The organism is Pseudoalteromonas sp. T1lg65 (assembly GCF_051930985.1).
GTDB lineage: Bacteria > Pseudomonadota > Gammaproteobacteria > Enterobacterales > Alteromonadaceae > Pseudoalteromonas.
This window is the reverse complement of the sequence record NZ_CP196837.1, coordinates 3710853-3737438: the sequence shown is the minus strand read 5'-3', so window position 1 is coordinate 3737438 and position 26586 is coordinate 3710853. Positions and strand designations below refer to the sequence as shown.

The 26586-nt window shown below is 43.8% G+C and carries 34 protein-coding genes; 25 read left to right on the top strand and 9 right to left on the bottom strand.

The window, feature by feature from the left end; genetic code table 11:
* Positions 1 to 70 precede the first annotated feature (70 nt).
* The gene (locus tag ACSLBF_RS16660; protein WP_440054455.1) at positions 71 to 1018 is read right to left on the bottom strand and encodes a chemotaxis protein CheV; all 948 of its coding nucleotides are present in this window, start codon (positions 1016 to 1018) and stop codon (positions 71 to 73) included.
* Between the two features lie 148 nt (positions 1019 to 1166).
* Between ACSLBF_RS16660 and ACSLBF_RS16655 the strand changes: the two genes are divergently transcribed.
* Both ACSLBF_RS16655 and ACSLBF_RS16650 read left to right on the top strand, forming a co-directional pair.
* On the top strand, positions 1167 to 2249 hold the full coding sequence (locus ACSLBF_RS16655) for an ion channel (RefSeq protein WP_440054454.1): 1083 nt from the start codon (positions 1167 to 1169) through the stop codon (positions 2247 to 2249).
* A complete protein-coding gene (locus ACSLBF_RS16650; protein WP_440054453.1) occupies positions 2225 to 2422 on the top strand; it encodes a hypothetical protein in 198 nt (65 codons plus the stop codon). Before ACSLBF_RS16655 ends, ACSLBF_RS16650 begins: the two co-directional genes overlap by 25 nt.
* Here the strand turns inward: ACSLBF_RS16650 and ACSLBF_RS16645 are convergent.
* A complete protein-coding gene (locus ACSLBF_RS16645) occupies positions 2419 to 2880 on the bottom strand; it encodes an EVE domain-containing protein (protein WP_440054452.1) in 462 nt (153 codons plus the stop codon). The two genes, ACSLBF_RS16650 and ACSLBF_RS16645, sit on opposite strands and share 4 nt — an antisense overlap.
* Positions 2881 to 2952: 72 nt before the next feature.
* On the opposite strand from ACSLBF_RS16645, the gene tesB reads away from it, so the two are divergent.
* Positions 2953 to 3813 carry an acyl-CoA thioesterase II gene (gene tesB / locus ACSLBF_RS16640; RefSeq protein ID WP_440054451.1) on the top strand — a complete coding sequence of 287 codons (861 nt, stop codon included), beginning with the start codon at positions 2953 to 2955 and terminating at the stop codon, positions 3811 to 3813.
* 66 nt (positions 3814 to 3879) lie between these two features.
* Here tesB and plsB read toward each other — a convergent pair whose 3' ends face one another.
* On the bottom strand, positions 3880 to 6306 hold the full coding sequence (gene plsB, locus ACSLBF_RS16635; RefSeq protein ID WP_440054450.1) for a glycerol-3-phosphate 1-O-acyltransferase PlsB: 2427 nt from the start codon (positions 6304 to 6306) through the stop codon (positions 3880 to 3882).
* Positions 6307 to 6694: 388 nt separating this feature from the next.
* Here plsB and rpsJ point away from each other — a divergent pair, with 388 nt between their 5' ends.
* From rpsJ to ACSLBF_RS16545, 18 genes are all read left to right on the top strand, one after another.
* Complete coding sequence (gene rpsJ, locus ACSLBF_RS16630; RefSeq protein WP_010376390.1) at positions 6695 to 7006, top strand: 30S ribosomal protein S10; 312 nt, start codon at positions 6695 to 6697, stop codon at positions 7004 to 7006.
* A gap of 27 nt (positions 7007 to 7033) precedes the next feature.
* The gene (gene rplC / locus ACSLBF_RS16625) at positions 7034 to 7669 is read left to right on the top strand and encodes a 50S ribosomal protein L3 (protein ID WP_440054449.1); all 636 of its coding nucleotides are present in this window, start codon (positions 7034 to 7036) and stop codon (positions 7667 to 7669) included.
* 17 nt (positions 7670 to 7686) lie between these two features.
* A complete protein-coding gene (rplD, locus tag ACSLBF_RS16620; RefSeq protein WP_440054448.1) occupies positions 7687 to 8289 on the top strand; it encodes a 50S ribosomal protein L4 in 603 nt (200 codons plus the stop codon).
* Positions 8286 to 8588 (top strand): 50S ribosomal protein L23, encoded by a 303-nt coding sequence (gene rplW / locus ACSLBF_RS16615; protein WP_010376382.1) that lies wholly within the window; start codon positions 8286 to 8288, stop codon positions 8586 to 8588. The genes rplD and rplW overlap by 4 nt, the downstream gene beginning before the upstream one ends.
* 17 nt (positions 8589 to 8605) lie before the next feature.
* Positions 8606 to 9430 carry a 50S ribosomal protein L2 gene (gene rplB, locus ACSLBF_RS16610; protein ID WP_440054447.1) on the top strand — a complete coding sequence of 275 codons (825 nt, stop codon included), beginning with the start codon at positions 8606 to 8608 and terminating at the stop codon, positions 9428 to 9430.
* A gap of 16 nt (positions 9431 to 9446) precedes the next feature.
* Entirely contained in the window at positions 9447 to 9725 is a 279-nt protein-coding gene (gene rpsS, locus ACSLBF_RS16605) for a 30S ribosomal protein S19 (RefSeq protein ID WP_010376377.1), read from the top strand.
* A gap of 12 nt (positions 9726 to 9737) precedes the next feature.
* Positions 9738 to 10070: a 50S ribosomal protein L22 gene (rplV, locus tag ACSLBF_RS16600; protein ID WP_010376375.1), complete on the top strand. Its 333-nt coding sequence runs from the start codon at positions 9738 to 9740 to the stop codon at positions 10068 to 10070.
* Between the two features lie 12 nt (positions 10071 to 10082).
* Positions 10083 to 10784: a 30S ribosomal protein S3 gene (gene rpsC / locus ACSLBF_RS16595; protein ID WP_440054446.1), complete on the top strand. Its 702-nt coding sequence runs from the start codon at positions 10083 to 10085 to the stop codon at positions 10782 to 10784.
* Between the two features lie 13 nt (positions 10785 to 10797).
* Positions 10798 to 11211, top strand: a complete 414-nt coding sequence (gene rplP / locus ACSLBF_RS16590) for a 50S ribosomal protein L16 (RefSeq protein ID WP_340072032.1) — start codon at positions 10798 to 10800, stop codon at positions 11209 to 11211.
* Positions 11211 to 11402, top strand: coding sequence for a 50S ribosomal protein L29 (gene rpmC, locus ACSLBF_RS16585; RefSeq protein ID WP_010376372.1), 192 nt, complete (start codon positions 11211 to 11213; stop codon positions 11400 to 11402). The genes rplP and rpmC overlap by 1 nt, the downstream gene beginning before the upstream one ends.
* Entirely contained in the window at positions 11402 to 11659 is a 258-nt protein-coding gene (gene rpsQ, locus ACSLBF_RS16580) for a 30S ribosomal protein S17 (RefSeq protein WP_440054445.1), read from the top strand. Before rpmC ends, rpsQ (ACSLBF_RS16580) begins: the two co-directional genes overlap by 1 nt.
* Before the next feature lie 77 nt (positions 11660 to 11736).
* Entirely contained in the window at positions 11737 to 11949 is a 213-nt protein-coding gene (gene rpsQ / locus ACSLBF_RS16575; protein ID WP_440054444.1) for a 30S ribosomal protein S17, read from the top strand.
* A gap of 249 nt (positions 11950 to 12198) precedes the next feature.
* The gene (locus ACSLBF_RS16570) at positions 12199 to 12990 is read left to right on the top strand and encodes a hypothetical protein (protein ID WP_440054443.1); all 792 of its coding nucleotides are present in this window, start codon (positions 12199 to 12201) and stop codon (positions 12988 to 12990) included.
* 6 nt (positions 12991 to 12996) lie between these two features.
* Complete coding sequence (locus ACSLBF_RS16565; RefSeq protein WP_440056263.1) at positions 12997 to 13473, top strand: hypothetical protein; 477 nt, start codon at positions 12997 to 12999, stop codon at positions 13471 to 13473.
* Positions 13379 to 13690: a 30S ribosomal protein S17 gene (gene rpsQ, locus ACSLBF_RS16560; RefSeq protein WP_440056261.1), complete on the top strand. Its 312-nt coding sequence runs from the start codon at positions 13379 to 13381 to the stop codon at positions 13688 to 13690. The genes ACSLBF_RS16565 and rpsQ (ACSLBF_RS16560) overlap by 95 nt, the downstream gene beginning before the upstream one ends.
* Before the next feature lie 969 nt (positions 13691 to 14659).
* Positions 14660 to 15739, top strand: coding sequence for an MBL fold metallo-hydrolase (locus ACSLBF_RS16555; protein ID WP_440054442.1), 1080 nt, complete (start codon positions 14660 to 14662; stop codon positions 15737 to 15739).
* A 29-nt stretch (positions 15740 to 15768) separates the two neighbouring features.
* Positions 15769 to 16512: a CPBP family glutamic-type intramembrane protease gene (locus ACSLBF_RS16550; protein WP_440054441.1), complete on the top strand. Its 744-nt coding sequence runs from the start codon at positions 15769 to 15771 to the stop codon at positions 16510 to 16512.
* A gap of 286 nt (positions 16513 to 16798) precedes the next feature.
* Complete coding sequence (locus ACSLBF_RS16545; RefSeq protein WP_440054440.1) at positions 16799 to 17482, top strand: glutathione S-transferase family protein; 684 nt, start codon at positions 16799 to 16801, stop codon at positions 17480 to 17482.
* Positions 17483 to 17512: 30 nt separating this feature from the next.
* On the opposite strand, the gene ACSLBF_RS16540 is transcribed toward ACSLBF_RS16545, so the two are convergent.
* Positions 17513 to 18160 carry a DUF2959 domain-containing protein gene (locus ACSLBF_RS16540; protein WP_440054439.1) on the bottom strand — a complete coding sequence of 216 codons (648 nt, stop codon included), beginning with the start codon at positions 18158 to 18160 and terminating at the stop codon, positions 17513 to 17515.
* Between the two features lie 88 nt (positions 18161 to 18248).
* Between ACSLBF_RS16540 and ACSLBF_RS16535 the strand changes: the two genes are divergently transcribed.
* The 3 genes from ACSLBF_RS16535 to dtd are packed head-to-tail and all read left to right on the top strand — an operon-like array spanning position 18249 to position 20533.
* Positions 18249 to 19139: a virulence factor BrkB family protein gene (locus tag ACSLBF_RS16535; RefSeq protein WP_440054438.1), complete on the top strand. Its 891-nt coding sequence runs from the start codon at positions 18249 to 18251 to the stop codon at positions 19137 to 19139.
* Between the two features lie 9 nt (positions 19140 to 19148).
* Entirely contained in the window at positions 19149 to 20093 is a 945-nt protein-coding gene (locus tag ACSLBF_RS16530) for an alpha/beta fold hydrolase (RefSeq protein WP_440054437.1), read from the top strand.
* Between the two features lie 2 nt (positions 20094 to 20095).
* Positions 20096 to 20533 carry a D-aminoacyl-tRNA deacylase gene (gene dtd / locus ACSLBF_RS16525; protein WP_440056260.1) on the top strand — a complete coding sequence of 146 codons (438 nt, stop codon included), beginning with the start codon at positions 20096 to 20098 and terminating at the stop codon, positions 20531 to 20533.
* Here dtd and ACSLBF_RS16520 read toward each other — a convergent pair.
* Positions 20523 to 21212 carry a spermidine synthase gene (locus ACSLBF_RS16520; protein WP_440056259.1) on the bottom strand — a complete coding sequence of 230 codons (690 nt, stop codon included), beginning with the start codon at positions 21210 to 21212 and terminating at the stop codon, positions 20523 to 20525. The genes dtd and ACSLBF_RS16520 overlap by 11 nt on opposite strands.
* A 172-nt stretch (positions 21213 to 21384) precedes the next feature.
* On the opposite strand from ACSLBF_RS16520, the gene ACSLBF_RS16515 reads away from it, so the two are divergent.
* On the top strand, positions 21385 to 22281 hold the full coding sequence (locus ACSLBF_RS16515; RefSeq protein ID WP_440054436.1) for a bifunctional GNAT family N-acetyltransferase/hotdog fold thioesterase: 897 nt from the start codon (positions 21385 to 21387) through the stop codon (positions 22279 to 22281).
* Positions 22282 to 22342: 61 nt separating this feature from the next.
* Here ACSLBF_RS16515 and ACSLBF_RS16510 read toward each other — a convergent pair whose 3' ends face one another.
* The 4 genes from ACSLBF_RS16510 to ACSLBF_RS16495 form a co-directional block, all read right to left on the bottom strand.
* Positions 22343 to 23362 carry a phospholipase A gene (locus ACSLBF_RS16510; RefSeq protein ID WP_440056258.1) on the bottom strand — a complete coding sequence of 340 codons (1020 nt, stop codon included), beginning with the start codon at positions 23360 to 23362 and terminating at the stop codon, positions 22343 to 22345.
* Between the two features lie 153 nt (positions 23363 to 23515).
* Positions 23516 to 24628: a succinylglutamate desuccinylase/aspartoacylase family protein gene (locus tag ACSLBF_RS16505; RefSeq protein ID WP_440054435.1), complete on the bottom strand. Its 1113-nt coding sequence runs from the start codon at positions 24626 to 24628 to the stop codon at positions 23516 to 23518.
* A gap of 2 nt (positions 24629 to 24630) precedes the next feature.
* On the bottom strand, positions 24631 to 25836 hold the full coding sequence (locus tag ACSLBF_RS16500) for a PLP-dependent decarboxylase (RefSeq protein ID WP_440054434.1): 1206 nt from the start codon (positions 25834 to 25836) through the stop codon (positions 24631 to 24633).
* The gene (locus ACSLBF_RS16495) at positions 25836 to 26576 is read right to left on the bottom strand and encodes a 2,3,4,5-tetrahydropyridine-2,6-dicarboxylate N-succinyltransferase (RefSeq protein ID WP_440054433.1); all 741 of its coding nucleotides are present in this window, start codon (positions 26574 to 26576) and stop codon (positions 25836 to 25838) included. Before ACSLBF_RS16495 ends, ACSLBF_RS16500 begins: the two co-directional genes overlap by 1 nt.
* Positions 26577 to 26586: the final 10 nt, after the last annotated feature.

Here is a 26586-nt window from a genome sequence, read left to right as displayed (position 1 = left end):
TGGGAGTAAGTGACTGACAAATAACAAATTTAAACACTGTTTTTTTATACAGTTTGCGGTGAGCTTGTCGCTATTCTTTGTCGAGCACGTCGCGCAGACGATTTTGGATCTCGTTTACCAGTAAGTCAGGTTGGAATTTAGATAAAAATGCATTACAACCCACCTTTTCCACCATGGCATGATTGAAGCTGCCGCTTAAAGACGTGTTGAGAATGATATATAAATTTTTGAGACGCGCGTCATTGCGAATTTCATAAGTAAGGCGGTAACCATCCATTACTGGCATTTCGGCATCGGTGATCACGGCGAGTAATTCTTTTTCAACGTCGATGCCCTCGTCTGCCCAATGCTGCAATAGCTTGAGGGCTTCATAACCATCGGTAGCTGGGATAATTTCAACCCCAAGCTGGGCAAGCGTGTCTGCAACTTGTCGCCTAGCGGTGGGGGAGTCATCGGCATGGAGGATTTTACGACCCTCTAGTTCTCCAATGATACTTTTATCTAAAATATCTTCAGGTATCTCAATATTGTACTCAACAATTTCGGCAAGGACTTTTTCGACATCAATGATCTCGACGATATGTTCGACGCCGTCACGTTTGATTTTTGTCAGCGCCGTTAAGTAGTGATTGCGTCCCACCGATTTGGGCGTAGGCATAATCTCTGTCCATGCGGTGTTGATAATTTGATCCACCTTACCGACTAAAAAAGCTTGGACGGTTCGGTTATATTCTGTGATGACGAGGTTACTATCAGCGTCTTTTTCGCAAGGTGGCATGCAGATAGCTTGGCGTAAGTCGATCACAGGAATAGATTCGCCGCGAATAGTTGTGACACCACAGACTTTTGGATGCGCATTAGGCATTTTGTTCATGTGAGGCAGCTTAACCACTTCCTTCACTTTGAATACATTTAATGCGAAGAAATGGCGGCTGTGTAGATGAAACAACAACAGTTCCAAGCGGTTTTCACCCACTAACTGTGTTCTTTGATCAACCGAAGCTAATACACCTGCCATTGTTTCCCCCCAACTTCATTGTTCACTTTTTAAGACTATATCAAAGTACTCGCAATGTCGTACTGTTTTTTAGTAAACACATACAGTAATGTATTGATGTAAGTCGATTTAACCGACTAGAGCAACAAAAAACTAAAAAGGAAGCAATATGCCTTTTATCTTGAGGCGCTTTGCGATATTGCTGCGCGCGCATATCGACAAAGCAAGTTGGCAGCTGCTAATAACGGCGACGTTAGCACATATGTTGGTTGTTTGGGGGCTACTTAATGGTGCAGGGGAAGCTGAACTATTAGACCCTAGCCGGTTTTTTTATTATTACGTCGTGACTACTTCCACAGTAGGTTACGGTGATTTTAGCGCCACAACTGACTTGGGCCGGTGGATTGTCGCCTTGGTGCAAATACCGTTTGGGTTAGCATTATTTGGGGTGCTATTGGGGAAAGCTGGGCAATTGGTAACTTATTGGGTGAGAAGAGGTATGACAGGAGATAAAGATTTCGCACATTTGCAAAACCACATCATTATTTTTGGTTGGCATGAAGTGAGAACCAAAAAAATGGTTGATTACATATTAGGAGACAAAAAACGCGAAGCACGGAAAATAGTACTTGCGGTTACGGACAACATTGAGCACCCACTGCTAAGCTACCCCGATGTATTGTTTGCTAAGCTCACCAGTTTTACCGATGATGAGCAACTTGCTCGCATCGGACTCGCGCAAGCTGACAAAGTGATTGTGGATGGGTTAGATGATGATCAAACTTTTACCACCGCGCTCAAACTCAGCCGAGTGGTTAAATCTGAGGCACATATTAGTGCGCATTTTTTAGATAACAGCAAAGCGAGCTTATTAAGGGAGCATTGCAAAAATGTTGAATGCTCAGCAAGTATGTCGGCGGAAATCTTAGTTCGTGCAATGCAAGATCCTGGCTCTAGTCGAATACAGGAAGAATTGTTGTCTACATTGCGTGGTGATACCCAATTCAGCTTACAAATACCTCATCAAGTCAGTGCCATGACCTTTGGTGATATATTTGGATATTTTAAGCAAAATCACGATGCGACTTTGCTGGGCGTTGCGCATGACTTGAATGGTTTTGATATGGATTTAAATCCACCGCTTAACTATGCTTTGAAAGGTGGTGATGTACTTCATTACATCGCACCACAAAGAGTATTAGCCAGTGAAGTAGCGTGGCAGTCATTATGTTCGACGAACTCTTCTTGTTGATAACTTTAATCTGTATTTATCTACTTCCGGTTGCTTTAGTTGCCGGAAGTAAACGTACAAAGAGACATGAAAAAAACGGCTGGTTAATTGCTACCTTAGTGTTTAGTTGGTTAGCTTTACTGCTGTATTTTTCAATGATACCCAAAGGTGGGCGAAAAAAGCGGCGTCGCTAGTTTTGCTGCGACATACCTAAAATAATTTGCCATTCCTTTTGGGTGACAGGCATGATGGAAAGCCTACCGCCTTTTTTCAACGCAAGTTCGGTGATGTCGTTATTTGCCTTAATCGCTTTTAATATCACTGGTCTCAGGTGTTGCTGATACTGTAGCGTCACACCAACCCAGCGAGGATTTTCTGGACTGGATTTCGCATCGTAATAATCACTATGTAAATCGAACTGATGAGGGTCGGGTTCAGCTGCTTTAACCACCGTTGCGATACCGACGACAGCAGGAACTTTACAGCTTGAGTGATAAATAAAGACATGGTCGCCGACTTTAACTTGGTCACGTAAAAAATTCCGTGCTTGATAATTGCGGATCCCTTCCCAAAAAGTTTGTTGTTTTGGCGCTTTTTTTAAGTCGTCAATTGAGAATGCGTCGGGTTCGGTTTTAAATAGCCAATAAGTCATATTCAATCCAATCTATTGAGATATAGTGTATTATTAGGTTTAGCTAAGCGGATCACAACCTCGGAGTAGAGAATGAGTCAAGTATTACAAAACCTGCTCGATTTACTAAGTCTGGAAGAAATAGAGCAAGGGATTTATCGAGGACAAAGCCAAGACTTAGGGTTTCCTCAAGTGTTTGGCGGTCAGGTTATGGGGCAGGCGCTGTCAGCAGCTAAATATACCTTGCCTGAAGGTCGCTACGTTAACTCGTTACACTCTTACTTTTTGCGTCCAGGTGACTCCAGCAAACCGATTGTATATGACGTAGAAAATATTCGAGATGGGCGTAGCTTTAGTACACGGCGTGTCAGCGCGATTCAATATGGCAAACCGATTTTTTATATGACGGCCTCTTTTCAGGGTGATGAGCCCGGTCTATCACACCAGTCTGCAATGCCAAAAGTACCTGCGCCTGAGTCACTGAAACCATCACTGCACTTCTACCAAGAGCACTCAAAACAGATCCCCGAGAGACTCAGAGCTAAATTCACCAAAGAGATGCCGATAGATATGCGTCCGGTGGATTTTCAAAACCCGTTTAGTCCTAAAAAGCAAGAGCCAGTTAGGCATGTGTGGTTTAAAGCGAATGGCGAGATGCCTGACGATAGGCGCATTCATAACTATCTATTGGCTTATGCGTCAGACTTTGAATTTTTGCCCACAGCCTTGCAACCGCACGGTTTGTCGTTTATGCAGCCTGATATGCAAGTGGCGACCATTGACCACGCAATGTGGTTTCATAGGCCATTTAGATTAGATGATTGGATTTTATACAGTGTGGATAGTCCAAGTGCTTCTAATGGAAGAGGATTGGTTCGGGGCCAGTTCTTTAACCGTAGCGGAGAACTGATTGCATCAACGATTCAAGAAGGGGTGATGCGCCAGCGAAAATAACCTCAGTTGAGGCATAAGAGTCGCTACAAAAAAGCCGTCGAGATTGACGGCTTTTTTGTTAAAAGTTTAAAGAATGTTTTGAATTGATTGATGGATCCTAGCTGGTAGCAATTCTTGCAGATGCTTTTCTAATTCAATAAGCGCATCGGTGGCTTGCATGCCTGTTGACTCAGAATGTTGAATGTAGCCTTGCTCTTTCAAACTAGTGACGAACGCGGTCAACACCTTCTTGTCAAAAAATTCAGGGCTTTTGATCCCATGCAATGTACCAAGTCGGGTAGCAAGGTCAGTACTGGTCTTTTCTAGCTCGGAGCGGGTCATACCTTTATAGTGCTTCACCAAATTAATTGTGATGGCGTAACGTTCCAAGGTGAGATGCAATACTTTACCGAGCATCTCAAGTTGAGAAAGTACCTCACTATCTTTATTCACCATCGCGACATGACCATCATAAGTAATTAAACCTTGCTCAGCAAAATAGCGGAATACATCGTCAATGTAATTGGGTTTCAAGGGGGTTAAAAACCACTCGTTAGCGAATAAAGGATACAGGACTTCTACTTGTTTTCGGCTTTCTTCTACCGTGATGCTGTAGCGGTTAAATAGTTGCTGAGCGAGTAAGCTTGGCAGTGCAAACAAGTGCAGTGTGTTATTAATGTAATAGGTCATCAAGGCGCGTTCTTTTTCCTTGATGCTGATGATTTCGCCAAAACCATCTTCAACAATATCAAATTTATCAAGTTTCAGTGCGTGAGTTAATAACTCTTCAGCGCTGCCCTCAGGCACTGTCACGTTTTTGTGATATGGCGCTTGGCGGTGTAATCCTTGATACAAACTCAATTGCTTTAGTAATAGAGACTTTGACAGTGCGAATTGCTCGTTATTAAGCAAAATTGTTGCCAGTAAGTTGACCGCATTTAATGCGGCCGAATTATTTATCTCGGTCATGATGTCATCAGCAAGATTGGCAACTTGGGTGTTAAGCCAGCTGGGCTTGGCACTGTCTGTTTTACTAATTGCGTCACGCCAATTCGGTTGATGCTGGTTTAAGTATTGGTTAAGGCAAATAGGTTCTCCAAAGTTGAGATAGCCTCGGCCATAGTTTTTCAGGTTTTTAATCGCCTTAAAGATACCGAGCACCGACTCTTTCTTTTTCGAACTGCCGGCCAGCTCTTTCAAATAGGTGTTTATTTCCATTACATGCTCGTAGCCCAAGTAAACCGGAACCACGGTTACCGGTCTGTCAATTCCTCTGAGCATGGATTGCAATGTCATCGCGAGCATACCTGTCTTCGGTGGCAGCAGACGACCAGTGCGGCTGCGTCCACCTTCAGTGTAAAACTTCACCGAGTAGCCTTTGATGAACAATTGCGTTAAGTATTCTTTGAAAATCGCGGAATAGAGTTTGTTACCGGAGAATGAACGACGTATAAAAAACGCGCCACTGCGTCTAAAAATCGGCCCCGCAGGGAAGAAGTTAAGGTTTACTCCAGCGGCAATATGCGGTGGTACCAAGCCCTGATGGTAAATGACGTAAGTGAGCAGCAAATAATCCATATGACTGCGGTGGCACGGGACATAAATGATTTCGTGACCTTTATCTGCGAGTTCGCGGACTTTGTCTGAGTTGTTTACCTCGATACCATTATACAACTTGTTCCACAGCCAAGTCAGTGCTCTGTCTGCGACACGTACCATGGCATCTGAGTAATTGGCAGCGATTTCGTCGAGCAGTTCAAGAGCTTCAAGTCGAGCTTCTTGATGACTGAGGCCCTTGGCTTTCGCTTCATCGGCAATGGCCTTTTTGATACTTGGAGCAGCAAGAATAGAATTAAACAGCTTTTCTCTTGAGGGCAGTTTGGGGCCTGTGGCGGTGAGCTTTTGACGGCGGAAATGTACGCGAGCAACACGCAGTAGCTTATGCGGTAAAGCATCTACATCTGCTTTGTCATTCAGTAGTGTTCTCAACTCGATGGGTTGAGAAAAACGTACAAAGGTATCGCGACCAGAAAACAACACCACAAAACACTTTCTTAACCAACTTGGTGTTAACGAGCTGGACAGCAGGGTACCAACACCCGGTTTTTCTTTGCCCGGATTGCGGCCCCATAATATCGTGATCGGGATCACTTGCGCTTGTAGTGTGGCGTCGGCATTCAAAGCTTCGAAAATAGCTTTACTTTTCTCTATTGCGTCGCTGGGTCGGCTCTTGTCGCTAAACACGCTTGGCGGATTTTGAATAGCAACGAATCGGTCTAATTCAATGTTGCCCAACTTTTCCTTTTTAGATGCCGCAGGCAGCCCTAGTTGTTTACACATGTTATCTAACGCGGCTAAATCAGATGCTGAGTTTAATCGGGTTAAATAAAAGGTCGGTAGCTCTGGATTGAGTCCGTAACTTTCAATGGGGTTGGCTGGCAAAACTTTGGTTTTGACAAAAATATGATTACTCCAGCGAGCCAGAGTTGTAAGCAAGTATGAAAACACGCGCATATGAATACCAAACGGTTTACTTTATTATAGAATACCAAGCTTTAACTGGACTGACCATTTATACTCACTTCATGGACTGCTTAATCCAACTGCTGATTGTATCCTGTAAATGGCTGCGAAATTATGACAGTAATTCAAGGTCTTTAAAATAACTTAGCATTAGTTGTTGCATTTATCACCAATCTCATTATAATGTGCGGACTTTCTTTGACCCTCGGGTTATAGGAAGTAAAGTAAAGGTCTGGATTTCAGACCATTAAACAGGAACTCCAATCGAGAGTTCAACGGTAGAAATAAATTAACAACCGACTTCTCAGGATTAATTGAGTTAGTCTCGGTCGTTTCTTTATGCTCTTTTTAAATGCTCTTTTTATTTTGAGGTTTAAGAATGTCAAATCAACGCATTCGTATTCGCCTAAAAGCTTTTGACCACCGTTTGATTGACCAATCAACGGCGGAAATCGTGGAAACAGCGAAGCGCACTGGTGCTCAGGTTCGTGGTCCAATCCCACTTCCTACGCGTAAAGAACGCTTCACCGTATTGATCTCTCCGCACGTAAACAAAGACGCGCGTGATCAATATGAGATCCGCACCCACAAACGTCTGATCGACATCGTAGAACCAACTGACAAGACTGTAGACGCACTAATGCGCCTAGACCTTGCTGCTGGTGTTGATGTTCAAATCAGCCTGGGTTAATCGGAAGATTAGAGAGGTTTTAGGAAAATGGCATTAGGTCTAGTCGGTCGTAAAGTGGGTATGACACGTATCTTCACTGAAGATGGTGTATCTATCCCTGTGACAGTTATCGAAGCGACGCCTAACCGTGTTACGCAGATCAAATCTGACGCAACAGACGGTTACAACGCGCTTCAAGTTACTGCAGGCGAGAAAAAAGCAAGTCGCGTAAACAAACCAGCAGCGGGTCACTTCGCTAAAGCTGGCGTTGAAGCGGGTCGCGGCCTGTGGGAATTCCGTCTTAACGGCGGTGAAGGTGAATTTGAAGTAGGTTCAGAACTAACAGTTGAACTATTCACTGAAGTGAATAAAGTTGACGTTACTGGTACTTCAAAAGGTAAAGGTTTCCAAGGTGGTGTTAAGCGCTGGAATTTCAGCATGCAAGACGCAACTCACGGTAACTCTCTATCTCACCGTGCTCCTGGTTCAATCGGTCAAAACCAGTCTCCTGGTAAAGTTTTCAAAGGTAAGAAAATGGCTGGTCAAATGGGTAACGTGAGAACGACTACTCAGAACCTTGAACTAGTACGTGTTGACGCAGAGCGTAACTTGCTTTTAGTTAAGGGTGCAGTACCTGGCGCTATCGGCGGCGACGTTATCGTTAAACCTGCTGTTAAAGCATAAGTCCTGGAGATTTAGTGATGGAATTAGCAATTAAAGGCGCTGGCGCGCTTGAAGTTTCCGAAGCTACTTTTGGACGTGAGTTTAACGAAGCATTAGTACACCAAGTAGTTGTTGCTTACGCAGCAGGTGCTCGTCAAGGTACTCGTGCTCAACTGACACGTTCTGAAGTACGCGGTGGTGGTAAGAAACCATTCCGCCAAAAAGGTACTGGCCGTGCACGTGCTGGTACAATCCGCAGCCCAATCTGGCGCAGCGGTGGTGTGAGCTTTGCAGCTAAGCCGCAAGATCACAGCCAAAAAGTTAACCGTAAGATGTATCGCGGTGCGATCAAGAGCATTCTTTCTGAGCTTGTTCGTCAAGATCGTCTAGTAGTTGTTGAAAACTTTGGTCTAGAAGCACCAAAGACTAAAGAACTAGTAGCTAAGCTTAAAGAACTTGAGCTTAAAGACGTACTAATCGTGACTGAAGAAGTAGATGAGAATCTATTCCTTTCTGCACGTAACCTTTACAAGGTTGACACGCGCGATGTAGCTGGCATCGACCCAGTAAGCCTAATCGCTTTCGATAAGGTACTTATTACTGCAGGTGCTGTTAAGCAACTTGAGGAGGCGCTAGCATGATCCGTGAAGAACGTCTTTTAAAAGTAATCCTTGCTCCACACATCTCTGAGAAGAGCACTGTATCTGCTGAAGAAAACAACACAATCGTTTTCAAAGTAGCGAAAGATGCAACTAAAGCTGAAGTTAAAGCAGCTGTAGAAAAGCTTTTCGAAGTAGAAGTAACTGGTGTTCGCACTCTAAATGTTAAGGGTAAAACAAAGCGTACAGGTATGCGTTTTGGTCGTCGTAGCGATTGGAAAAAAGCCTACGTTACTCTTAAAGAAGGTAGCGAGCTAGACTTTGTCGGCGGCGCCGAGTAATAAGGGGAGTTAGAATTATGGCACTTCAAAAGTGTAAACCAACTTCTGCGGGTCGTCGTCACGTCGTTAAAGTGGTTAACCCTGATCTACACAAGGGTAAGCCTTACGCTCCGCTATTAGAGAAAAACTCTAAATCAGGTGGTCGTAACAACAACGGTCGTATCACGGTTCGTCACATTGGTGGTGGTCACAAGCAACACTACCGTGTAATCGACTTTACACGCACAAAAGATGGCATTCCTGCTAAAATTGAGCGTCTAGAGTATGATCCAAACCGTAGCGCAAACATCGCTCTTGTAGTTTATGCAGACGGTGAGCGTCGTTACATCATCGCACCTAAAGGTCTTAAAGCGGGTGATGCTATCCAATCTGGTGTTGATGCACCAATCAAGGTTGGTAACACATTACCTATGCGTAACATCCCTGTAGGTACAACTGTACACAACGTTGAACTTAAGCCTGGTAAAGGTGCACAAATTGCACGTTCTGCAGGTGCTTACGTTCAGATCCTTGCGCGTGAAGGTCAATACGTAACACTACGTCTTCGTTCTGGCGAAGTTCGTAAAGTTGAGTCTGACTGTCGTGCGACTATCGGCGAAGTAGGTAATGCTGAGCACATGCTACGTTCACTAGGTAAAGCTGGTGCAAATCGTTGGCGTGGTATCCGTCCTACAGTTCGTGGTGTTGCCATGAACCCGATTGACCACCCACACGGTGGTGGTGAAGGTCGTACTTCTGGTGGTCGTCACCCTGTTACTCCTTGGGGTGTGCCTACTAAAGGTTATAAGACTCGTAAGAACAAGCGTACAGATAAGTTCATCGTACGTCGTCGTACTAAATAATAGTTGAGGAATTGCCATGCCACGTTCTCTCAAGAAGGGTCCATTTATTGACCTACACTTGCTGAAGAAGGTAGAGAAAGCGTTGGAAAGCGGTGACAAGAAGCCAATTAAAACTTGGAGCCGTCGTTCAATGATCATCCCTAACATGATCGGATTGACCATCGCTGTCCATAATGGTCGTCAGCACGTACCTGTGTTCATCACAGACGAAATGATCGGTCACAAACTAGGTGAATTTGCACCTACACGTACTTACCGCGGTCACGCTGCGGATAAGAAAGCTAAGAAGCGTTAATCGGAGGGTATGATGGAAGCATTAGCTAAACACAAATTCGCCTCTGGTTCGGCGCAGAAAGCACGCCTAGTGGCTGATCAAATCCGTGGACTTCCGGTAGATCGCGCGCTAGAAATCCTAGCGTACAGCCCAAAGAAAGCGGCTGTATTGGTTAAAAAAGTACTTGAGTCTGCTATCGCGAACGCGGAGCACAACGAAGGTGCTGACATTGATGAGCTTAAAGTGGCTAAAGTTTTTGTAGACGAAGGTCCTACAATGAAACGTATTATGCCACGTGCTAAAGGACGCGCAGACCGCATCCTTAAGCGTACAAGCCATATCACTGTTGTGGTTTCGGATAGCTAGGAGATATAAGTAATGGGACAAAAAGTTCATCCTACTGGTATTCGCCTAGGTATCTCTAAGCCTTGGGTATCTACTTGGTACGCGAATACAAAAGATTTCTCTGAACAGCTTTTTGGCGATCACAAAGTACGTTCTTACCTTACTAAGGAACTTAAGAGCGCTTCTGTGTCTAAAATCGTTATCGAGCGTCCAGCTAAATCAATCCGTGTAACAATTCACACAGCTCGTCCTGGTGTTGTTATCGGTAAAAAAGGTGAAGATGTTGAAAAGCTTCGCCAAGCTGTAACTAAGCTTGCTGGTGTACCTGCGCAAATCAACATCGCGGAAGTACGTAAGCCAGAGCTTGATGCACAACTAGTTGCTGACGGTATCTCTTCTCAGCTAGAGCGTCGTGTTATGTTCCGTCGTGCTATGAAGCGCGCAGTACAAAACGCAATGCGCCTAGGTGCAAAAGGTATCAAAGTTGAAGTAAGTGGCCGTCTAGGCGGTGCTGAAATCGCACGTTCAGAATGGTATCGTGAAGGTCGTGTACCTCTACATACTCTTCGTGCTGACATCGACTACGCAACTTCAGAAGCTTTGACCACTTACGGTATCATCGGTGTTAAAGTTTGGATCTTCAAAGGCGAAGTAATTGGTGGTCTTCCACTAGTTCAAGAGCAAGAGAAGCCAGCTAAGCGTGCGCCGAAGAAAGCTAAAAAAAGTGCTAAGTAAGAGGTAGCGACTAATGTTACAGCCAAAACGTACAAAATTCCGCAAGGTACACAAAGGCCGCAACCGTGGTCTTGCTACCAGCGGTAACAAGGTTAGCTTCGGTTCTTTCGGCTTGAAAGCGACTGGCCGTGGCCGAATGACTGCTCGTCAAATCGAAGCAGCTCGTCGTGCTATGACACGTCACGTCAAGCGTCAAGGTAAAATCTGGATCCGTGTGTTCCCAGATAAGCCAATTACAGAAAAGCCGTTAGAAGTTCGTATGGGTAAAGGTAAAGGTTCTGTTGAATACTGGGTTGCTGAAATTCAGCCTGGTAAAGTACTTTACGAGATGGAAGGTGTTTCAGAAGAGCTTGCTCGCGAAGCATTCAACCTAGCTGCTCGTAAATTACCTTTCAAAACAACATTTGTAACTCGGACGGTAATGTAATGAAAGCTAGCGAACTTAAAGACAAAAGCGTAGAAGAGCTAAATGCTGAGCTTCTAGAGCTTCTTCGTGAGCAGTTCAACCTGCGCATGCAAGCGAGCACTGGTCAGCTAGCTCAAACTCACGAGCTTAAGAAAGTACGTCGCAATATTGCGCGTGTTAAAACGGTTATCAACCAGAAGGCAGGTGCATAATGAGCGATAAGATCCGTACTCTACAAGGTCGTGTTCTAAGCGACAAAATGGACAAGTCAATCGTTGTTGCTATCGAGCGTCAGGTTAAGCACCCGATCTACGGTAAATTCATCAAGCGCACTACGAAAGTACACGCGCACGATGAGAGCAACACGGCACTAGCAGGTGACATCGTGACTATTCGCGAATGTGCGCCTATTTCTAAGACTAAGTCTTGGACTCTAGTTGACGTGATTGAACGTCCTAAGAAAGCTTAATTTTAGTTTTTAACTAAATTAGACTTTTGATAAAGCCCCGGCATTCGCCGGGGCTTTTGCGTTTGGGGGTGGAATTTTTGAACGCAGCTATCAAGCGTCAGGTTAACCACCCGATCTACGGTACTCTTTATGAGAAGAAAGCATCAAGCGTACAACTAAGTTGCACGCGCACGATGAGAGCAACACGTCTACTGACAGGTGACATCGTGACTATTCGCGAATGTGCGCCTATTTCTAAGACTAAGTCTTGGACTCTAGTTGACGTGATTGAAAGTCCTAAGAAAGCTTAATTTTAGTTTTTAACTAAATTAGACTTTTGATAAAGCCCCGGCATTCGCCGGGGCTTTTGCGTTGTAGACCTGATACATGGCAGCGTTATCATCATTTGGGCAGTAGTGTCCGTAATTAATCTCAATCTTAATTTGGATCTACATAATTAATCTGAAGTTTATTCGTTATCTAAGATATATTGGATACATTTGCAAAACAATTTGGTCATGTTATATTTACTTTCAATTCTCTAAAAAAGGAAATTTAGTATGAAATTATTACCATCTATCACCTTCCTCCTGCTACTCTTTTCGAATAGTGTATTAGCATCATTTGGAGGAGGTACTTGGACCTTTCAGCAAGAGACAGAACGCTGCATAACAATGCAAGGTAGAGGATATTTCAATGAGTGCCTGCAAAGAGGTTACTCATATGAAACACTTGAAACATCTTCATCTACAAGTTTTGGTGATATAACATTTTTAACTGATACCATTAAGATTGGTGGGACTGTCGTATTTCAAGGGGCTTATAAGATCCAGTTTATTTGTTCCGAGTGTAACTATAGTGATGCTAACAGTAACTTTCGCTTAGCCTTTAAAGAAGCGGCCTTAACCACAGCTTTCTCCACGAGAGCAAGATCTAGGAATGGCAGCCAAGTTAATGAACAACCCCAAAACAATAATGGAGGCTCTTTTTCTCAAGACTTTAAGAACTTCGGGGATGGTCTTAAGTCGTTCAGTGAGGCATTCCGCGGATGGTTTAAAGATGAAGTAAAAAATGAAAGCAGGATGGTAGTTGTAAAAAGCCCTCATGGGGTGATCATCATTTCATACAATGCGCAGACTGGGACACATAAAATCGTTGCAGATTTGCGAAATTCGAAGCGAAACGCAGATGGCTCAATCTCGTTTACCGCCAATATCAGTACTTCAGAATCTGGGCAGTATCTTCAAACTTTGCGAGATGTATTCGGCGCAGATGTTTTTGAAAGAGGTGGTTGTAGGTTAACGTATACGGGGTCTGGTGACAGGTACACTGTTGACACCACCTGTTGGTAGGAGGTTATGAATATGATATGGAAAGTAATTTTGTTGTTAGCTTCGTTTCAGTCTGTTGCGAGTGACGGGTTTTCCCAATGGTTTGATGAAGGCGCTGGTTGCGTATTTGTATTAAAAGGTGTTGATAAAAAAGGTGTTATAGCCGATTGCTCAGGAATGATTTGGGCAGATAGTGATCCATCGGTGTCTGATAAGAAGGTGATTATAGTTACAAGATTGGAGCAAGTGACTCTTGCTAATATCTTGGAAAAAGATCCTCACGATAATCTGACCCTTATCGCGACTATAGATAGATCGAATGAAACATCAGAGGGCACTATTCGTTTCACGGCGCGTCATCTTCTTAGGGAAGCAACTGCGTATAAACGATTTCTTGATAAACAATTTGATGGGAAATGCGAGGTTAGTTACAGCGGCGACCTCGAAGAGTTGGTTGCAGAAACAACCTGTAAAAATATTGGCAATTTGTTCTCGGAAAAGTGACCCAGTGAGCGCGGCTATCGAGCGTCAGGTTAACCACCCGATCTACGGTACTCTTTATGAGAAGAAAGTATCAAGCGTACAACTAAGTTGCACGTGCACGATGAGAGCAACACGTCTACTGACAGGTGACATCGTGACTATTCGCGAATGTGCGCCTATTTCTAAGACTAAGTCTTGGACTCTAGTTGACGTGATTGAACGTCCTAAGAAAGCTTAATTTTAGTTTTTAACTAAATTAGACTTTTGATAAAGCCCCGGCATTCGCTGGGGCTTTTGCGTTTCGGGGGGGATGTTTGAACGCAGCTATCGAGTGTCAGGTTAACCACCCGATCTACGGTACTCTTTATGAGAAGAAAGCATCAAGCGTACAACTAAGTTGCACTATCTAATCCATTGATTCTGCAACCGGATTCCCCAACAAGTCAGTATGGATAAAAATCACCTGTTCGCGTTTATCTTAACCATCATCCACGACGTACAGGTGCCATCACTAAAACACACTTTAATGCGATAAACTTTGCCCTCAGGGTTGCGATATGCTTGCCTCGCCATTTTCAAGTTTTTTCAACGGACTCCAGTTAAGTGAAGCCATATCACAGCTATCAATACACGTCGCCCTTGCTATCGCTTGGCCTTACTTCATATTTAATCTAAATATCATTTTTTATAACCATTTTTATAGATTTAGCATTTTTTTAGAACAAAAAGCAGAAAGTCAGGAATGTGATTCACCGATATTTCAAACACCGATAAAATGTTCCCAGGGGGGATTTTAAACCCAGAAAATCCGTTAAAAAACAATGTGTTAACTGTATTTTTGTCTCTTGTTTTTATGAGGTTTTTCAGCTACGGTAAATTCGGAGCTGAGGAAATGCTATTTCGAGCCTCAGTAATTTGAATATTTATTTGAGAGCTAATAATGAATCTAGAAAAATCGACATATAATCGACGTTCGAGAGGTCAAAAAATTCGCAGGCTGTTTCGAGATATCAAGTCTGGGGCGATTAAAGCCCTCGCGTACAGTGTGGCTCGGTGGATTTTTGACCATGTCAGAAAATTTATAGCTGAAAACTAATGCTATGTTATTACGCAGTATGAACTGTCGGTATCTGCTGCGAACTCGCTTCGTTTCTTTTTTAGGTCGCTATTTGTTATAGTCAAGTAAACACAATAATAACTTAACTCTATGAAGTACATCATCATTTCTACAGTGCTCTTGTTGTCGGCTTGCTCTAATCCAAATATCGTCAAACAAGCATATTCTCCGCACCAAGTCTTAGTTTACTCCAGTCATGAAGGATACGAAGACCGTTTTAGTAATCACTATAAAAAACCTGAAAAATATCCTGTGAACTGTACAGAAAATTGTTACCCAAAAACGGAGCTTATCAAGTGTGAGCAAGAAATGGAGCAATGCAAGTTCGTGGGAACAAACCCAGTTTTACCATCACGTACTGGATTTGAAATTCAATGGTTAGGTCATGCGACGTTCGTGGTGAAAACGCCAACGGGGGAGGCGGTGTTAGTTGACCCGGTTAGGCATCAATTTGATTGGCCAGTTGATTTAGGGTTTAAGCTGACTGGTGGATTTTATCGCAATGAAGTTAACTGGCCGAATGATTTAGAACAGCAAGTAGATGGCGTTGTTTACTCACATATACATTACGACCACTTCTCAATCGAAACTATCGAGTCACTCAACAAAGACACTCACTACTTTACGCCTTTAGGGTTTGCCGAGTACTTTCCAGACGATGGTTACACAATTACCGAGATGCCGTGGTTTACTTCAAAACCATTAGGCGGATCGCAGATTCACTTTGTTCCTGCACATCACTTCAGCAGTAGGGTGATCGTACCTTTTATTACCGAAGATAACAATGCAACCCTGTGGGGTGGATGGGTACTCGAATCTAATGGTTACAATGTATTTTATGCCGGTGATACAGGGTATTCTGAGCACATAGGCGCAATTGCTGAACGCTTCGACTCCTTTGATATTTGTTTAATGCCGATTGCTTCCTATTTTCATGAAGAACACGGTGAGTGGTATCGGAAAGTTCATATGACGCCAGAAGATGCACTTTATGCCGCTAATGAGTTGAACTGCAAGGTGATGATCCCATGGGGACATGGTAATGCGTCTTGGAAAATGGGTGATAAAAGTAGTCATGCGCCGCTATTTCGTTTGCTTGGTCAATATCAGCAGCTAAACACTAAAATCCCACTGATTGTATTAAATGAAGGCGAAAAAGTGAGCCTGTAAAGCGTAGCCCTAAATAATAGAGTATCAATATGCTAAATCAATTACTGTCGCCTCTTTGGATAATGGCACTGAGCTTTGTCGTTGTTTGGGTCGTTGCAAAATACTTTACTGTAAAAATAAACGTTCGTTGGCTGCTAGTTAGTGCATTGTTAGTTATCTTTCATAGCTGGGCTGGAGCAGTCGGACAGGTTTTAGCACCATTTGGTGTCATGCCACCCGGTGCTGACTGGGGCAGTAGATTGTTTTCCTTACTGTTTGTGGTTAGTGCTACTTTGTTATTTAAGCACTTCTCTAAAACACTTTCATGGACTCAATTTGGGCTGACTTTTAATCAAAAAGCCGGGGCAGTGAAAGCGGCACTGGGTGTACTGATCCTATTACTCAGTATTCGTTTTGTACTTGCCGTATTGCTAGGTGGAGACGATGGAGTGATGTCTCCAGAAGAGCTATTGTACTTAGCAGTTTCGCTGGGGACTGAAAAAGAGGTGTTTTATCATGGGATATTACTGTACAGCCTAACTCGTTCCATAACCTCTAGCTCCTATTCGATATTGGGTGTACCTGTTACTTTTGCCGGTGTGTTGTCTGTGGGTATTTTCGCCCTGGATCAAAGTGTTATAACCTCTGCTACCTTTCCTCAGTTTCATTGGGTAAGCCTGCTAAGCACGAGTGTTTTTGGGTTCGGCTATTTATGGCTCAGAGTGAGAACCGGTAGTCTTGTTTGGCCTATCATCGTCCACTGCAGTGTGGTGTTATTTTCGCAATTCCTATGATGCTGGATTGAGCTAAACAACTTCAACTGCGGATAAGCGAATTTGCCCAATAATGCTATTTTGCCCACTTTCTTCGTTGCTTTCACTTGTCATAGCTAGCTATGACAAGTGAAAGCGCCTTGATATTGAATAAAATCCCATCATTGGTATTAGAAAACTCATGGATACTTCAGTATTGACACTTTCAAAACTCTTATCCGCAGCTGAGGTTAAATTTAATCGGTTGCATGGCAAGCAAGGTTCTCGTATCTTTAATTGAAACAATAAATCAACAGGATCCCGCTTTATGTACACGCTTCACATTGCTAATAAAAACTACTCGTCTTGGTCACTACGCCCGTGGGTATTAATGACAGAACTGGGTATCCCTTTTGAGGAGAAGGTCTCTCCATTTGGAGAGACATCCAATTGGGAGGCATTTAGAGAATTCAGCCCAACAGGGCTTGTACCTTGTTTAAAAGATGAGGACATTGCGGTGTGGGACTCTCTTGCTATCACGGAATATTTAGCGGAAAAACATCAAAGCGTATGGCCTGAATCAGCGGTTGCTAGAGCTTGGGCGCGATGCGCTGCCGCGGAAATGCACTCTGGTTTTTTTGCGTTACGTAATATATGTCCAATGAATATTGCCGTTAGAGTCAAATTAAATGACACAATACCTGCACTTGAAAAAGACTTGAACCGCCTAGCTGAATTATGGAGAGAAGGATTGACTCGATTTGGTGGGCCATTTCTGGCCGGTGAGCAGTTCAGTGCGGTAGATGCATTTTTTGCACCTGTGGCATTTAGAGTGCGTAGCTTTGGTTTGCCTTTACCTAAATTGGCTATGGAGTATGTCGATAAACTGTTGTCACTTGAGTCTATGCAGCATTGGGAACGCGAAGCATTAGCTGAAGAATGGCTAGAGCCGAGCCATGAGCGAGAGACCACTGAGCACGGTGAGCTGATAGAAGACTTGCGGATAAAATAATAGTGGAGGGGCGCTGGGCGCCCCAAATAACTAAGAGCGGGTCGCGTTCATTTCTTCAATAAACTTGTTGGAATCTTCAATTGAGCGATTCATATCGGCGATTAATGCGCTGATGTCTCGTTTTAATGTATTAAACTCCCCTTTTATTGCAGAAATAGCCTGGGCGTTAAGATTGTGTTTTAAAAACAGTACGTTGTCTTGCAAAGAGTCTAACACGGGCTGCATTTTTGCCTCACTACTGCGCATCGAGCGAAGTAAGCGCTCAAATTGGCGCTGAGTATCGTTGAGCTGGCGACTACTGGCTCGTTTTAACTTTTCACTTGAGTACTGCTCTAATTCATCTTGCCACTCATTGAACAAAGCATTCGCAACGTCTTCGACCTTATCAATATTGCTGGTCACAAGTTGTGCGGATTGTAGGCTTGCTTGATAGTCATCATTGAGCTGATCATAGACACTTTGCAACTCACCGCCGTCAAAATTAATTAACGTAGATAGTCGCTCCAGTGCAGACTGAAATTCCTGTTGAGAAGCTTGTTGTGATTCTTTCGTTGCCTCTACGCGGTCAACGAGTATTTCCCGTTTGTGTACACCAAATTTTTCCATGGTGGCATAGTAGGCACTTTGACATCCAGATAATACAATTAAACAGAGCACGCTCATGATGAGTCTTTTCATACATGTTCCCTCGAAAGTTAGTTCGCTACCAATTATGGTGGGGCTTGGTATGATGTGTAAAGTTTAGATCTACGTAAAAAGTGAGTTTATGGAAGATAAAATGGCGTTAGTTAAACAGCAACTATGGCGCTTCTTAAAGTTGCAACCAAGCTGGTGGCGACTGTATGTAAGGCGCTGTAAGGAAGATCAAATTGCTGTCAATGCTGGCTATTTAGCTTATGTAACGCTGTTGTCCTTAGTGCCGCTTATTGCTGTTGGTGTGGCGGTATTTTCTGCATTTCCAGGTTTCGAAGACGCAAGACTTGCCATTGAAAATTTTATTTTTACTAACTTTGTGCCCACTTCCACAGATACGATTAAAGATCACATTAGTGCGTTCACCGGTAACGCAAACAAAATGACAGCCGTCGGGGTGAGTTTTTTAGCTGTAGTTGCATTGTTGCTCATCCGCAACGTGGATACCACATTAAATCGGATCTGGCGGGTACAACAAAAAAGACCGCTAATGATTTCTTTTGCGGTGTATTGGATGGTACTAACTTTGGGACCCGTGTTACTTGGCGCCAGTATCGGTATGACATCTTACATTGTGTCTTTGGTGTCGTTTGCCGATAAAGGGATCCCTGGATTCAGTGGCTTTTTGATCAAAACTTTGCCGTATGTCATTTCCATGGCTGGCTTTATTATGCTCTATACTTTAGTTCCAAATACCAAGGTCTCGTTTCGGGCGGCGATCCCCGGAGCGCTTTTTGCGGCGTTATTGTTCGAGTTAACAAAGAAAGGATTTGCCATGTACATCAGTCACTTTCCTTCGTATGAGGTGATTTATGGCGCTCTGGCAACGGTACCCATTTTGTTTGTATGGGTGTATCTGTCTTGGATTGTGGTGCTATTAGGGGCTGAGTTCACGGTATGCCTCACCCACTACATGAATGAACAACAGCAGGAAGCTAACTCGGAGCTTAACCCACCTCAATAAGGGGGGCGAATGAGTTTAGTTTATCAACATGGGGACCCGTTACACCAATTTCACCTTGCGGTTGGTGATGGTCATCAAATAGCAGTAGAAGAGTTTGGTGTATCAAATGGAGTGCCCGTACTGGTTTTACATGGCGGCCCGGGCACTGGTTTATGCCGCAATTCATTACGTTTTTTCAATCCTAACAAATATCGAGTCATTTTATTTAGCCAACGAGGCTGTAAAGATTCAACTCCCCATCAATTTGATCACATCACAACAGACTCGCTGCTAAGAGATATACAAACTCTTAAAAATCATTTCGACATAGATAAAACGCTCCTTGCTGGCGGCTCTTGGGGAGCAACATTGGCATTATTGTTTGCACAGCAGTATCCAGAGCAAATCAACGGACTCATTTTATGGTCGACATTTTTGGCAAGTCGGGAAGACTTACACTGGTTATATGGTGCAAATGGGGCTGCTGCACAATTTTATCCTGAGCAATATCAACAGTTTTCGATGGGCGTTGACGGTACTGACGAGTTATTAGAACGATACCGAAAAGGTTTATTTTCTGAAGATGAGCTGCGACGAAATAAACTGGCTACGCTTTGGTGTGATTGGGATCACCTGATCACAACTAATGGAAATGAACACGGCTTGCGACTGAATTGTATGGACAGCCAACTACAAAAGGCAAAATACATGAGCTACTTTTTTTCTCATCAATGCTTTATCAATCAACGCCAAATTATTGAAAACGTAGCTGAGCTCAAAGGTTTCCCTATCTGGTTTATTCACAGCCGTCATGATTTAATGTGTCGATATGCAGCGGTCTATGAACTTGCAACACGGTGTAATGCCCAATTGTCGATTTTAAATGGCGTCGGTCATGACAGTAATGCAGAATGCTATTCTGAAGCAGTCAGACGTGCTGCCGATTTGATGTTATGCAAATTAAGCAAGAGGTAAAAGTGCAGGGGTTAATTCAAAGAGTAACAGAAGCTCAAGTGGCTGTGGACGGGGAAATTGTAGGGCAAATTGCGAAAGGGGTTTTGTTGCTATTGGGTGTCGAAAAACATGATGATCAAACTTCGGCAGACAAGTTGCTGCATAAAGTCACTAATTATCGTATTTTCACGGATGCAGAAGGAAAAATGAATCTGAGCTTGAAAGATATTTCTGGTGAGTTGCTGGTTGTCTCACAGTTCACCTTGGCGGCAGATACCAAAAAAGGCATGCGTCCAAGCTTTTCAAGTGCTGGCACACCACAACAAGCGAATGACCTGTATGAATACTTTATTGCTCAAGCCAAAGCGTTAGGCATACGGGTTGCGACCGGTCAATTTGCCGCGGACATGCAGGTGAGTTTGACGAATGATGGGCCGGTGACTTTTAACCTCAGCGTTTAACCTCAATAATCATATTGCTGTAATCTGGCACGGTTTCTATTAAAGGTTTCATGCCAAAATTAGTGATCAACAAATGCTGAAGTTGGCGGACTTGTGACTCGTGCTCCGCCAAAAAGTTAATATACAATCGACCATTTTCATTTAAGGCAGCACGTATCAAGCGGTAAAACTGGTGTTGGAACAAAAACATAGGTGCATCAATACCACTGAACAAATCAAGAATAATCCAATCATAACGCTTGTTTTGTTGTAGCGCGCCCAACACGTCTGCGCAACTCACGTCACACAGAGGATCACCGCCGAAGTATTTTTTATAGCAACGAATGACTTCTGGGTTGTTATCAATCGTGGTTATTTTGCAATCTGGGTAGGTGGTATTCAAGTAGTCGCGGATGGCTCCCGCTCCTAATCCTAGTTCTAGCACGTTCTGCGGGGCTGGTAGCTGTTGCCACAGTCTGGCGAATACTTGTAAATGAGGAAATAATAGGTGCTCCGGGTGGTTTAACTCCACAACGGATTGTAAAGTGTCGTTTATCAGTAACCATCTAAGCGATTTTTCTTGCCGGACTTGAATGCTGCTGCGGCCCTGTTTATGCCAGTATAGCAAGTGTCCAAGCTGATGACTTTGATTCACAAAGTCATTACTAATGGTGCCTGAATGTGTAATGAAATCTCCCATGATTACATCATGATAGTTCAGCTTTTTATTAATGCCAGCTTGTCCAGCAGTTTTTACAGTCAAATACATTCGTTTTGTATGGTTTTGTTCCAAGCGCTTTGATTATCTTGTAATCTAGCCTGCACAATAACAGTGCTAGCTCAGCACTAAAAAATACAAAACAGGAGTCTTTATGTTTGAGGTTTCATCACCACAAAGTAGCGAGGAGTGGCAAGCCTATTATCAGTTGCGTTGGCAAGTATTGCGTGCCCCATGGGATCAACCCAGAGGAAGTGAACAAGATGATTTAGAGCAAGAATCTGAACACCGCTATATCAAAGATAATGAAGGCAACGTGCTCGCAGTGGCGCGATTGCATTTTAACAACCATAAACAAGCGCAAGTCCGTTATATGGCCGTCGATGAAGCACATAGAGGCAAACATTTAGGTAGTCGATTATTACATGAGCTTGAGAAGCTCGCTTGGAGTCAACAAGCCGAAGAGCTTGTGCTATTCGCTCGAGAGCGTGCTTTAGCTTTTTATGAGCGACACGGTTATGCGGTGATCGAAAAAGCACATTTAGCTTATGATGACATCCAACACTGGAAGATGGTGAAGCAGCGACCTGTCGAGCCTGGTTGGTTTAGACAACCGGATTGGACTCAGGTATTACAAGACATTTGGAGAGAATCGATTCCAATTAGCGATGTGATGGGTATAAAGGTTGATACCTACACGGATTGGCAGTTTTCTACTCGAGCTGACTTGAAAGCTAACCTTAACCCTCATAACTCAATGTTTGCTGGTTCTATATATAGTATGGCGACGTTAACGGGGTGGGGAGCCACTTATCTGGCACTACGAGAGCGAGGACTAGACGGTGATATTGTTCTTGCAGATGCAAATATAAAATATATGAAACCATTGATGAAAGAGCCTTCTGCCTCTGTGACAATTAGTGAATGTGTCGGAGAACTGGAAACGCTTACGACCGAAGGCAGGGCACAATACACGGTTCCTGTTAAAGTTTATAGCGGTGATGTGTTAGTAGCTAAGTTTGAAGGTCAGTTTGTCGTTTTACACAAGTAACTTTAGTTACGAATAAGCAAGAGATGATGGTGGTAAATTAGAACTTACCGCCATCATAGCACTACAAAATATCAGTCAGTAACACACCAATGCCCAGCCTTTGCGTGTGAGTATTGTAGTCGATGAGACTCTCACCATAACCGTTAAAGTATTGGGTGTAGCCTCTCAACCTCCCCCAAATTGGAAATGACCAGTCGAGGCGAATTGCACCTCGGTTGTCACCATTAAGGTTATTGCGCCACATAAAGCCAAATTCATGATCACGATATCGATAAGCACCACCAAACTCAAAGTAGCCTAAGTATTTATAGATATCGGGGTTATCATCCCCTTTGGGATCTAATAGGTCGGTTTTGTCATCTTCAGGCAGTCGATACCAAGGCTTCAGACTGAAGACAAAGCCGTTATTTTCCCAAATAAAGTTAGCGTAGATGCGATTCCAAGAGCGTGAATTAGGCTGGCTGCGACCATTAGATTGATGCGATATACCAACAGCAACAGCCATCTCATCGCCCCAAAACACGTGCTCTTCATCCAAAAAATTTATCCAAAAGATTTCTGGTTCATAATTGGTTTCTCGAAACGGTGAAGAGACGTCTTTGTTGTATAACTGCCAGAACGATTGCAACGTAAATGCGAAGTAGACGGCCTGATCTTTATCTGAAAATCCGTTGTAAATTGGTGCTTTCAGAGATATCTGGTACTTGGCTTCAAAATTATCCAGTGGCTCGCCTTGCTCGTCTGTGATTGCCTTTAAGCCATCAAATGGTCGGCTGTTCACGTTGGTCATGTACGAGATGGGTAGAATGTAGTTACGTTTATGCGGAGTGATTACGTTACGGTTTTCTTGGGTAAGACGTTCACGTACCATACGCTTATCAAGAGCGGTCACCTTCTTTGCAGGTGTAGTCTCGGCACATGCGGCACGCACCTGTTGGACTGTTTGTGTTTGATCGCCAGTTAAAACGGCATTCACGATACACTGCTTGATCAAGTCAACATCATCTTGTTTTTCGTTAGCCTCCGCGTGAACACAGCCAATGAGTGTAAACGCAGCTAAAAGCCATTTTGAAGATATCATCATTATGCAGCCAGTTGCTTGAATTAGATGATTGTATTATCGGGGAATTAGGCTGAAAGTGAAGTGAATAACAAAAAAAGGTTGGCGGCCAAGCCGCCTCACCTTGGTAAGTTAAGATCGCAGTCGATCTAGACTTACTCTCACGCAATAAGACTATAGAATTTCGTATTTGGTAAAAAACTTAAATAGCTCAGTACCTTGATTCACACTCGCTGAGGCAAAGTGCAAAATTGTGATGGCATCTTCATCGATGCTAATTGTGTTTAGTGGATTTTCAGAGAGGTAGCGTTCCATGCGTAATATTTTTGCGATGGTTTGTCCAGCCTCTACTTTATCACCGGGCTTTGCTGTGTACTCAATCATGCCACCCATCGGCGCATAAAACGTACGATAGTTTTCTAACGTACAGGCATAGCGTGTCATCTCTTCGGGTTGCTGCGGGCTGCCAGAAAAAGCTTGTTTATAAGTCAGATAACTAACAAGGCTGTTTGCATCGTTAAGCGCTTCTTCAAGATCTATTTTTTCTTGAGAGCCAAGTTCTACGGTAAAAGCTTCAGTAAACACTGGAATTTGACGACCTTTTTCTGCATAGGCTTGTTGTAACTTCCACCAAGGACAAAAACTTGCCTCATCCATAGCCCCGTCAAAGTCATTTGGGATCAAAAGCACATGAGGAATGTTAAAGTAGCTCGCGCTTGGTTTGGCATATTCTGGGCAATAAAGGTGTTTTGCCGAAATGGGACCGGTGTGCAGATCTAGCACGATGTCAGCCTCATGCGCGAGCCGTTGTAAGTTCAGTGCAATGCGTTTTCCGGTATTTATTCTGTCATGGGGTTGCGCAAGCTGTGTATTAGTGTGATCGAGCAATCGCTGGCGAAAGGAAGCTTTTATTTGCTCTAACGAACAATCCAAGTGTGTTTCGATAAACTCCTCAACCAAGTGAGAGTGGTCGACATACATTCGATTCCAATTAGTTCCGGTAATTGGATCAAAGCGGCCTAGCGTGAACTCTCCCGATTTTTGGTTGCAGCCGATTGGGTTTGCATAAGGCACGAGTGTCACATCGGCTTTCAACGGGAGGTGTTTAAGTTGTTCAAGTAATTGATAAATAACCGCATTCCCTTGCACTTCCGCACCATGCATATTGGCCTGGATATAGACTTTAGGTCCACTGCCATCACCTTGAACTCGGTAAACGGGAATGCTCAGAGGCAGGCCATTGGCAATTTCACCAACTTGAATATTTTCTTGTGTTATCTGGTTCATATTTACCTCAAATAACTCGCCGCCGGTTCAGATGGGCGAACACAAATACTTTTGCCGTTTTCGATGACATATTCTGCGGGTAATTCATGGCATAAAAAGAATGGCATGCTTTCCGTGTAGCCGTAGGCACCACATTGGCTGAATACTAGCCAATCACCGCTGCTTGTGTCTGCGGGAAGCGGCAAATCACCAAGATGATCCAAAGCAGTGCAAAGCGGTCCATGAACATGGAATTTCTGTTCACTTGCTGCGGAATCTCTGAGTAGTTGCGCAGGAAATGCTTGTCCAGTAACAGCTGGTCTAAGCAAATGATTGATGCCACCAGAGACAATTAACTGCAGTTCACCATAGTTGGTTTTTTGTTCAACAACAGGATTCAAATAAAACCCGCATTCGCCTACGGCGTAACGACCTAGCTCCATCCAAAGCTCTTCAACCCCGGTCTGTTGTTTTATTTGTGCTAGTGCTTCGACGAGTGATGGCCAGTCTAATGAAGCTTGCTGTGGCTGATAGGGGATCCCTAAACCACCACCTAAGTCAAGGACTTTCAGTTCGATACCAAGTGTATCTGCTAATTCAAGCAATGGTTTAACCATGGCTTGCCATAGCTCAGCAAGTGTTTCAGTTGAGAGCATATTGCCCCACTGAAATATGTGCAGGCCGACAAACTCGAGCGCCTTAAACTCCTTTAGGTCTAATTGTTGCCATTGCTCACAACCTAATCCAAAAGGAGTCAGTGTATTGCCTCCTAAGGGGTTGTGTTCAGCTTTGTCGAAGCGCAATTGTACGCGCAACAGTACTTGAAGCTGTATATCATACTCATTCGCCACTTGATTTAACCAAATGACTTGGTTGTGGCTTTCGGCAACAAAAATACGCACACCTTGTGCAACGAAGTGGCGGATCTGCTGAAGCGATTTTGCAGGGCCAGTATTGAGCACGCGTTCGGGGCTGATACCTTGGGACAACACTTGATTCAATTCACCGTTAGAGGCTACATCAAAATTGAATCCGGCTTTATCTAAGGTCTGTATTATCCGCGATAAAGGGTTAGCCTTTACCGCGTACCATAACTTAACAATTTGTTGATCAACCAGCGGAATGAGATGCGCCGCGAGTTGGTCCAAGTCATAACAGAAAAATGGCGTGGTCTCTCGTTGTGTTAAGTTTTGTGCAATGGCCCTTTGTGACGTGCTCAAACAGTGCATTATCGCAATACCTCTTCAAGTGCTAAAGAGGCGTCGCTCTGTTCGTCACGATACTTGACGATTAATGCACACGACATGCTAAGGCCTTGAGATTGAGCCCATTCGCTAGACGCTGGACGAGAACCAGGGATCACGATTGCGTTTTCAGGGATTGCTTCGCCTTTATCGAGCATTCTCTCGTTTACACAGTCGTAGACAGGAATGCTCGCTGATAGGCGAACGCCTGGTGCTAATACCGCCCCTCTTTTTACGACGACGCCTTCTACCAATACGCATCCGGCACCGATGAAGGCATCGTCTTCAACAACTACTGGGCTTGCGCCAATTGGCTCAAGTACACCACCAACTTGCACAGCAGCACTTAAATGCACATTCTTACCAATTTGTGCGCATGACCCCACTAATGCATGACTGTCCACCATAGTGCCTGAGTCGATGTAAGCACCAATGTTGACGTAGGCTGGAGGCATGATGATGGTGCCTGCTGCGACATATGCGCCGCGGCGAACACTACTGCCACCAGGTACCATTCTTACCCCGTCTTGTGCAGCAAAACCTTGAGGGGCTAAGTTATCCTTGTCAACGAAGCCACCTGGATACTCAGTGTTTACACCGTTTTTGAACGCTTCTAATATACCTTGCTTTACTTCAACGTTAGCATGCCATTGGCCTTGCTCGTCTTGTGTTGCTGCTCTAACGGTACCGTTTTCTAAATCGTTTAATAATGCTAACCAGCTCATGTTACTTTAC